Genomic DNA, 7,046 nt, shown 5'->3' with positions numbered 1-7,046 from the left:
GTCCCGTCGTCCTTAACTTCCTTGACCACGGCGACATGGCCGTATTGCGGGTCCGCTCCCCCGGTGCCCGGTGAGTACCAAACCACTGCACCGACGCGGGGCGTTTTGCCGGAGGGCCAGCCCTTGGCGTCCCAGCCGACCTTCCACGTCACGGCCGAGCCGAGACCCTGACCGTCCGGGCGAAAGTTGCCGTTGAGGAACTTGAACGGTGCACTGGTCGAACCCATCTGCTGGTTGACCCGCCAGAGGGCGAAGTCCACGCATTCGCGGTAGAACATGCCCAAAGGCGAAGCCGCCGCTGATCCTGCCCCGACCCGCATCCAGGTCGGAGAGTCCTTCCACGGATAGTCATCCCCGGCCCCAGACTTACCCGGGATCCCACAGTCGCCGCCTTCGACCGAGAGCTTGCCATCCGAGAGCGCCTGGACGATCTTCACGGCCTCGGGCCAGTACTTTTGGTAGTGGTACGGGTCGGCGTTGCGTTGGACCTTGTTCCCGGCAATGGTCGGGTCCAACTGCTCCCAGCCCGGTACGGCCTGCAGCGCCTTGATGAAGTTCGTGGCACTGATGGTCGGGTCCATGCGGTCCGTGTAGGAACCCCACGCGCCGTTGTCCCGCTGCTGGAACAGACCACGGGAGTCCGGGCCGGGACCGTCGCCGTAGTCCAGCACGCGCAGACCTGACTCCCCCAGGGCCACCATGATGCTGATGGTCTGGCCCTTGACGGAGAGGTTCAGCGCTTTACCGGCCCCCATGACAGCGGCGGCGTTCTTCAGCTGCTCCGCGGAATACCCATCGACTTTCGTGTTGCCGTCAACGGCAACGGACACCGAGCCGCAGTCAGCTGCAGCAGGTTTCGCCGGAGCGAGCAGGAGGACGAATGAGAAGATCAGCCCAAAGAACAGACTGGGGATGGCAATAAGGGCCACAAGGCCCAGCGACTTCCGCTGCATCACGAGGGGCCCCGGTTACGGCCGTGGCGGCGGACCCAAGAGTCTTGAATCCACAGGGAGCCGGCGGATTCAACGGTCAGGACGATATCGGGGCGGCGAATGCGCAGCACGACCCCGGGGCGTCCATCGGGGAAAACCTCAGCCGCTCGGTGGGATGTGAGTAATCCGGCTTTTTTCAGCTCAGCCAAGACATCTTGGAGCGATTCCCCAAGACCGGTGCGTCGGGCAAGCTCTGCCTCATAGGTGACACAGGCGGCGCGGCCCTCAACGAACTCGCGCTCATCCATCAGTTCCAGAAGTTCATTCAAAACCAGCGTCTGCCGGTCGGGGACGTCAAGTCCGGCGACCCATGAACGGAATGTTCCGCGTTCCTGCAACGCTCGTTCGCGCAGCTCGCCATGCATCGGCCATTCCGTGCCGAACGGTAACAACGTACTCATACCTGTCCCTCCCCCTGGGCATCATTTCCACAAGTACCAGGTCCGGGTGACAAAAATAGAACACCTGTCTAGATAATCCAGACGTTGGACCAACACGTATTGTCCACGGAATTCCGCGAAAGTGCTTGTCACGCGACCCCCTGTGGAGTAGATCACTCCCGTTTCGGTAAGAGCGTTTGCCCTTACCTCGTCTTATCACATTATATGGCATATCATCGTGAGTGCACAGTTAGTAGAGAATAGAGAGGTGCCGAAATATGTCCCACTCGCGATTCCAGCCCTCACGGAGGAGTCCTTGAACATGCTCGGAGTCAATGCACTCCGAACATCGATCCTCAGATACCTCGCTCAACACCCCGAGGGAGCCACTTCCGGCGTGATTGGACGCGATCTCGACGTGGACTACCGCACCGTCTGGAGATATCTCAAGGAAATTGAGACACAGGGCGGCGTCACCTCGGAGCAGGCAGAAGGAAAAGGGCAATCAGACCGCTGGCGCGTCTATAAGCTCAATGTGGACGCACGAGAAGAAGCCATTCAGACGTACTTGGAGTTTCTGCGGGGGCGATAGCCTTGCCATGTCGCATTTAACGGCACAACATTGACGCCTTTGGGCGTGTCGCTACGCAAGCGAAAGACACATACATAGTTAAGTAGTTTTCATGGCAGCTCGCAGACTCCCCCGAGGCACACGGCTCAACCCTGTACGTCTTGGGTGGGCGATCGAAGAAGAGCGCAAAGAACTAATCGACAACCTGGCCGATAGGGCAGGAGTCTCCAGCGCAGTGATTCTCGAAGCGATCATTGACCACGTGCGAAAGGACATACCCGACGGAGGTCTTCCTCCTTGGATGCTAGGAAACCAAGGAGTGCTGCCTTTGGCGGAAGCGTCTTAAATTACGAAGGCCCGCACTAGGCGGGCCTTCAACAAGTATTGCGTTCAGATCTCGTTCTTGGCGGGACCCGATCTGAACTTTTCAAGCTCCCTCTACGAGGTAGCTCCCTTTTTCGTACCTTCGAGAACGAAAGGCAACTGCTGTCTATGGTACCGGAACCGGTTACCGCGTCAACGCATGTATTCGCGAGTGTCGGCGTGTCGATCGCGCCTGAGCAGGCATGGAGCCTTGCTTCCCTGATTGCGGGTGAGCCTTCATACAGGCTCGGGCGCTGGATCGGTCAGAAGTTCCAATACCCGCGTCCCATGAATACCCCCAAAATCACGCGGACGCTTCCTGGCCGCCCAGCAGCCGTAACCCTTCACGGCTCAGATGGCCGAGTAGCCACCCTCTGCCTGGACCTCGATACATCGAAGGCCCTCAAACACGTCGTAGACGCAGACGCAGCGCAGTTGGCAACGATGCTCGGGAAAACCGGCGTGGCTTTTGTCGAGGACTTCTCCCCCAGCGGCGGCCGGCACATGTACATCCCGCTGCAGGAACGCATGGAGGCGACCGAGGCCCGCGAACTTGTGGAGGCACTTTCGCTGGTGGCCACGAGCCTTGACCCAAGCCCGCACCAGAACGTCACGGACGGCTGCATCCGTGTTCCAGGATCCGCGCACAAGTCCGGTGGCCACCAAACCCTGATTACTCCCCTGCACCAGGCCTACGACGTCCTGCGCCGCAGGAACTCCCCAGGCGCCATCCATTCCCTCAAAGCCGCCCTGGCACCAGAGCTGACCCGCAATCGTGCGCGAAAAGCCCGTGAGTCCAAGATGATCACCGCTCAACGCTCTACAGCTGCATGGCCACTTCCCACAGATGCGGGTAGCGAAGCACCGCTACGCAGAGTTGCCCGGACCGGCCTCTACGACACAGCCCGCTACAAAAGTCCATCAGAAGCCCGCATGGCCATCCTGAACCACTTCGCAGCCTGCGGCTGGACCCGTGAACAGGTCCAGAACGAACTGGGCAGCCAGTTCGCCGGCCTCGCCGGCCTGTACGGCACAACCACGAAGCAGGAACGCCTGCTACCCACCGAGTGGGCAAAAGCCCAGTCTTTTACGGCCAACCGGACAGCGACTAAAGGCCCTCCCCGAAAAGCAGGGGAAAAGACTGCACTTATTAACAACACAAGCCCCACCAAAACCACAGGGGGGGCACTCAAACCCAGCTCCGCCGCAATCCACCAGCTCGTGAATGATCTGGAAAACATCGTCTACGCGATCTTGGATCATCGCCTTCAAACACGCGGCCGCGAAAGCCTCGGCCTAAGGCTCCTGATGCGCGGACTACTCGGATATATGCGGACCATGCAGACGGACATCCTGGACGTCGGTTGCCGGACCCTCGCTGTCGCCATGGGTAAACACCACGTCACCATTGCCCGGCTCCTACCGATTCTGGCCAAAGCCTCAGACGGCATCTTGGCTAAAGTCGCTGACGCACGACACAAGTCAGCGGACGTCTACGTCATTCAGCTGCCAGAGCACTATAAACAGCTTGCCCGTGACCTCACTTGGCGCAAAGGACAAGTCCACGCTGTACGCCCCGTTTTCCGGGCCCTCGGAGACGCAGCAGCACTGATCTACGAAGCAATTGAGCGTGGCCGGCACTCCCCTACCACAGCAGAAATCGTGCGGACAACCGGCATCAGCCGCAACGCGGCCACCAAAGCACTGGCAGAGATGGAAGCCCTGGCCATGATTAAACGCCACGGCCGCCATTGGAAGACCACTACTGTGAACCTGACCAACTTAGCCGCACGCCTCGGGGTGCTGGACGATTACCAGGCCCACATCAGCCGCAACCGCCACGAACGCGCCGCCTGGCACGCCTACCTCGACCGGTTCCGCGAACAGCAAATGAACGAAACGGACCTCTACGACGCCGAACGCGAAGACTACTGGCTCCCCCCGGGCGACGACACTGCACTGTGGATCGCGGCCTAAACGACCTAAGCATCTGATCCTCCTCTGAACCGGACAGGCCACAACGGGACAGGTTTCCCATGGTCCAAGACGTAGCGTTGCCGTCCCACCGTGGGGCCAGGGCCAGGGCCAGGCTGTTCAGCCTTGACGACACACACTGGCCGCGCGGGCCGGGGCATGCGAGGCACAGGAGCGGCTCTCCCTTAGCTGGGCGCTAAGGCGCTCAGGGGGCTAACACTGGGGCACGGGCGGGATCACCACAGGCGGCAACGGCGACGAGCACCATTCCCCACGTCGCAAGCGCACATATCGACACAAGTACTCCCGGCATTCCAAATTTCCTCCTAGGGCCACTTGGAAAACTTCTCCTAGAGGGGCTTAGTATGGCTACAGGTTCCCTAATGACCCGCACAGGGAAGCGTGAGAGGAAAACGTGACTATAAAGCGAGAGCTCGAAGCCGTCGCCCACAAGGAAGGCAAATGGTGGGAAATCCATATCCACGAGCTTGATCGAGTGACCCAGGCCAGCAGGACAAAGGATATCCAGGACATGGCAACCGACCTCGCAGCCATTGCACTCAACCTTGACCCCGATGAGGTCAAAGTGAACGTCACCCTACGGCCGCCCGGGGACGTCATGCACCGCTGGACACAAGCCCGGGAAGATGCTGAAAAGGCACAGGAGCTCTCCGCGAAAGCCGCGTCCGAATCGCGCTCCGTTGTCGCGGAACTCAGCCAGCAATTCACCATCACCGAAGTAGCCCGCATGCTAGGCATCTCCACCCAACGAGTCTCCCAACTCAAGGCCAAGAACTCGGGCGAGGCGCGGCCGGCACAACAGAACACGCGCTAAGTGCTCACCTAGTTTCACTTTGATACTATTTTGATGCTAGTATCAAAATAGTTCCGCAATTATACTGTTACAGTATCGTCTTGCGACTGAAACCAAATCGCCTTGATATCAAGGCATCAACACTTGATCTCTTAGAGAGGAAGACATGCCAGTAGTTCTTGTCGGCAGCCAGAAGGGCGGGCCGGGCAAAACAACGACAACAATCAATGTTGCGGCCGAACTTGCCCGCCTGGGCCATGACGTCCTGATCGTTGACTGCGATAAAAGCACCGAGTCGTCCTCGACGTGGGCGCAGGACCGCGCGGAAGACGACTCACTCCCCCGCGTCCACGCCATCCAAAAGACCGGAAATGTTCGCGAGGCCCTGAAGGACCTCGCTACCCGGTATGACTACGTGATCGTCGATGCACCGGGCCACGACAGTCAGGAAATGCGGACAGCCATGACGGTGGCGGACCTCATGATAATCCCTACTCGTCCATCCCAATTCGATCTGGACACACTTCCCGGTATGGCCGGACTGATCGAGGCCGCTCAGGACATGAATCCCAAACTCAGAGCGTTCGTCCTCCTCACACAGGTGCCCACAGACTCGAACGCCACCGAACAAGATGAAGCCAAGGACTACCTGCGGGACTACCCGCAGCTCCCCCTGATCGACGCAGCGCTGAAGATCAGGAAGGCCTACCGCGACAGCATCCCGACAGGCCGAGGCGTCATTGAGATGGCCAACGCAAAGGCGAAAGCAGAAGTACAGGTACTGGTAAAGGAGATCCAAGGATGCCTATAAAGAAGCGCGACGCACGACCCGTCTCCCCCTCGACAGGAACAACGGACGAGGACGTCATAGCAAAGAAGGCCGAAGAATTCGGCAGGGGCGGCTATGCGCCGGAAGTACAAGAAGCCCCTCTCGATCCCAATGCAGCCGTTGGTCCTCAGGGAATCCTGTTCCGGTACAACGACTACCAGAAGCAGCTGCTCAAAGAAGAAGCCGAGGCCGACAGGCGCAGCCAGCAAAAGCTCCTCGAATCCATCATTTGGCCCGAACTGGAGCGCCGACGCGCCAGCCGAAGCCAGTGACTTGCGCGGTATCACGGCAGTATCAGAATGATAGAAAACCGATACCACAGGACTGCTCTGTACGGACCAGAGCCCAAGTATCAACGCGATATCACCACGATACTTGGGTAGTTTCACTCACCTCACTGCCGATTGAGGACGTGGACTCTCTCCCGCGCGAGAACAGCCCTATTGACAGGTAACCCGGGTGAATCCCCGATAGCGTGACCTTCGAACCAGAAGAGGCACCAGGGGGAGTAGTCCATGGCGGGACGTAAGAAACAAATCGATGGCCAGCTGAGCTTTGACGCTCTGTGGGCGGCACCAGAGGAGGACCGCAATGAACAAGTACGGCAGGCAGGCTCAGGAAGCCTGGAAGACAGCCAGCCCAACCCAATACAGCCAGATTCAGAACCCGGACGAATTCTTCACGAATCTCGGGGAGCAGGCCCAGGAACAAGTGGACGAGCTGCAGATCAAGATCGCGGGCCCGGACCCGAAAGGGGAGGGGTATCTGGAGAAGGTCGGCCGGTTGAACGCAGCACGGAACCAAGCCGAGGAGATCGTCCGGTACGAACTGCTCTCGCCCCCGGAGACGGAGGAGGAGGACGAGAACGTCAACCCGGAACTACAGCGGTACCTGAACTCAATGGCGGAAGCGGAAGAGCTGCGCCAGCAACTGTAACTGGCACGCAGGACCGTTTCAGGCCCACCTCGCAGGAGGACCTGGCACCCTCAGGGGCCCGGAGCCGCATCAGGGCGAACCTTGAAGCCCTCGAGGTACTACAGACCCTGCAGACCGAAAACCGGCCCGCCACAGACGCCGAAAAGACGGCGCTGGCACGGTGGGGGAGTTGGGGAGCGCAAGGCGT

General features: G+C 59.6%; 8 protein-coding genes. 6 read left to right on the top strand and 2 right to left on the bottom strand.

What is annotated here, in order from left to right; translation table 11 throughout:
- Both QRM57_RS12355 and QRM57_RS12350 read right to left on the bottom strand, forming a co-directional pair.
- A partial coding sequence (locus tag QRM57_RS12355; protein WP_284986831.1) for a CHAP domain-containing protein occupies positions 1 to 953 on the bottom strand: 953 nt, incomplete at its 3' end.
- Complete coding sequence (locus tag QRM57_RS12350; protein ID WP_284986830.1) at positions 953 to 1,393, bottom strand: hypothetical protein; 441 nt, start codon at positions 1,391 to 1,393, stop codon at positions 953 to 955. The genes QRM57_RS12350 and QRM57_RS12355, both read right to left, overlap by 1 nt.
- A 217-nt stretch (positions 1,394 to 1,610) precedes the next feature.
- Between QRM57_RS12350 and QRM57_RS12345 the strand changes: the two genes are divergently transcribed.
- The 6 genes from QRM57_RS12345 (at position 1,611) to QRM57_RS12320 (ending at position 6,859) form a co-directional block, all read left to right on the top strand.
- Positions 1,611 to 1,964 carry an HTH domain-containing protein gene (locus QRM57_RS12345; protein ID WP_284986829.1) on the top strand — a complete coding sequence of 118 codons (354 nt, stop codon included), beginning with the start codon at positions 1,611 to 1,613 and terminating at the stop codon, positions 1,962 to 1,964.
- Between the two features lie 630 nt (positions 1,965 to 2,594).
- Positions 2,595 to 4,283: a hypothetical protein gene (locus tag QRM57_RS12340; RefSeq protein WP_284986828.1), complete on the top strand. Its 1,689-nt coding sequence runs from the start codon at positions 2,595 to 2,597 to the stop codon at positions 4,281 to 4,283.
- A 412-nt stretch (positions 4,284 to 4,695) separates the two neighbouring features.
- A complete protein-coding gene (locus tag QRM57_RS12335) occupies positions 4,696 to 5,115 on the top strand; it encodes a hypothetical protein (protein WP_284986827.1) in 420 nt (139 codons plus the stop codon).
- Positions 5,116 to 5,260: 145 nt separating this feature from the next.
- On the top strand, positions 5,261 to 5,905 hold the full coding sequence (locus tag QRM57_RS12330; RefSeq protein ID WP_284986826.1) for an AAA family ATPase: 645 nt from the start codon (positions 5,261 to 5,263) through the stop codon (positions 5,903 to 5,905).
- A complete protein-coding gene (locus tag QRM57_RS12325) occupies positions 5,896 to 6,195 on the top strand; it encodes a hypothetical protein (RefSeq protein WP_284986825.1) in 300 nt (99 codons plus the stop codon). The genes QRM57_RS12330 and QRM57_RS12325 overlap by 10 nt, the downstream gene beginning before the upstream one ends.
- A 319-nt stretch (positions 6,196 to 6,514) precedes the next feature.
- A complete protein-coding gene (locus QRM57_RS12320; protein WP_284986824.1) occupies positions 6,515 to 6,859 on the top strand; it encodes a TnpV protein in 345 nt (114 codons plus the stop codon).
- Positions 6,860 to 7,046: the final 187 nt, after the last annotated feature.

The sequence above is a fragment of the Arthrobacter sp. fls2-241-R2A-172 genome, assembly GCF_030208885.1.
Lineage (GTDB): Bacteria > Actinomycetota > Actinomycetes > Actinomycetales > Micrococcaceae > Arthrobacter.
The sequence above is the reverse complement of the archived record's forward strand: the minus strand, read 5'-3'. Positions and strand labels throughout refer to the sequence as shown.

What these genes read in the sequence shown, in the direction of transcription:
- QRM57_RS12350 (WP_284986830.1), bottom strand. Translation starts at nt 1,393, where the DNA reads ATGAGTACGTTGTTACCGTTCGGCACGGAATGGCCGATGCATGGCGAG.
- QRM57_RS12340 (WP_284986828.1), top strand. Translation starts at nt 2,595, where the DNA reads ATGAATACCCCCAAAATCACGCGGACGCTTCCTGGCCGCCCAGCAGCC.
- QRM57_RS12330 (WP_284986826.1), top strand. Translation starts at nt 5,261, where the DNA reads ATGCCAGTAGTTCTTGTCGGCAGCCAGAAGGGCGGGCCGGGCAAAACA.
- QRM57_RS12325 (WP_284986825.1), top strand. Translation starts at nt 5,896, where the DNA reads ATGCCTATAAAGAAGCGCGACGCACGACCCGTCTCCCCCTCGACAGGA.
- QRM57_RS12320 (WP_284986824.1), top strand. Translation starts at nt 6,515, where the DNA reads ATGAACAAGTACGGCAGGCAGGCTCAGGAAGCCTGGAAGACAGCCAGC.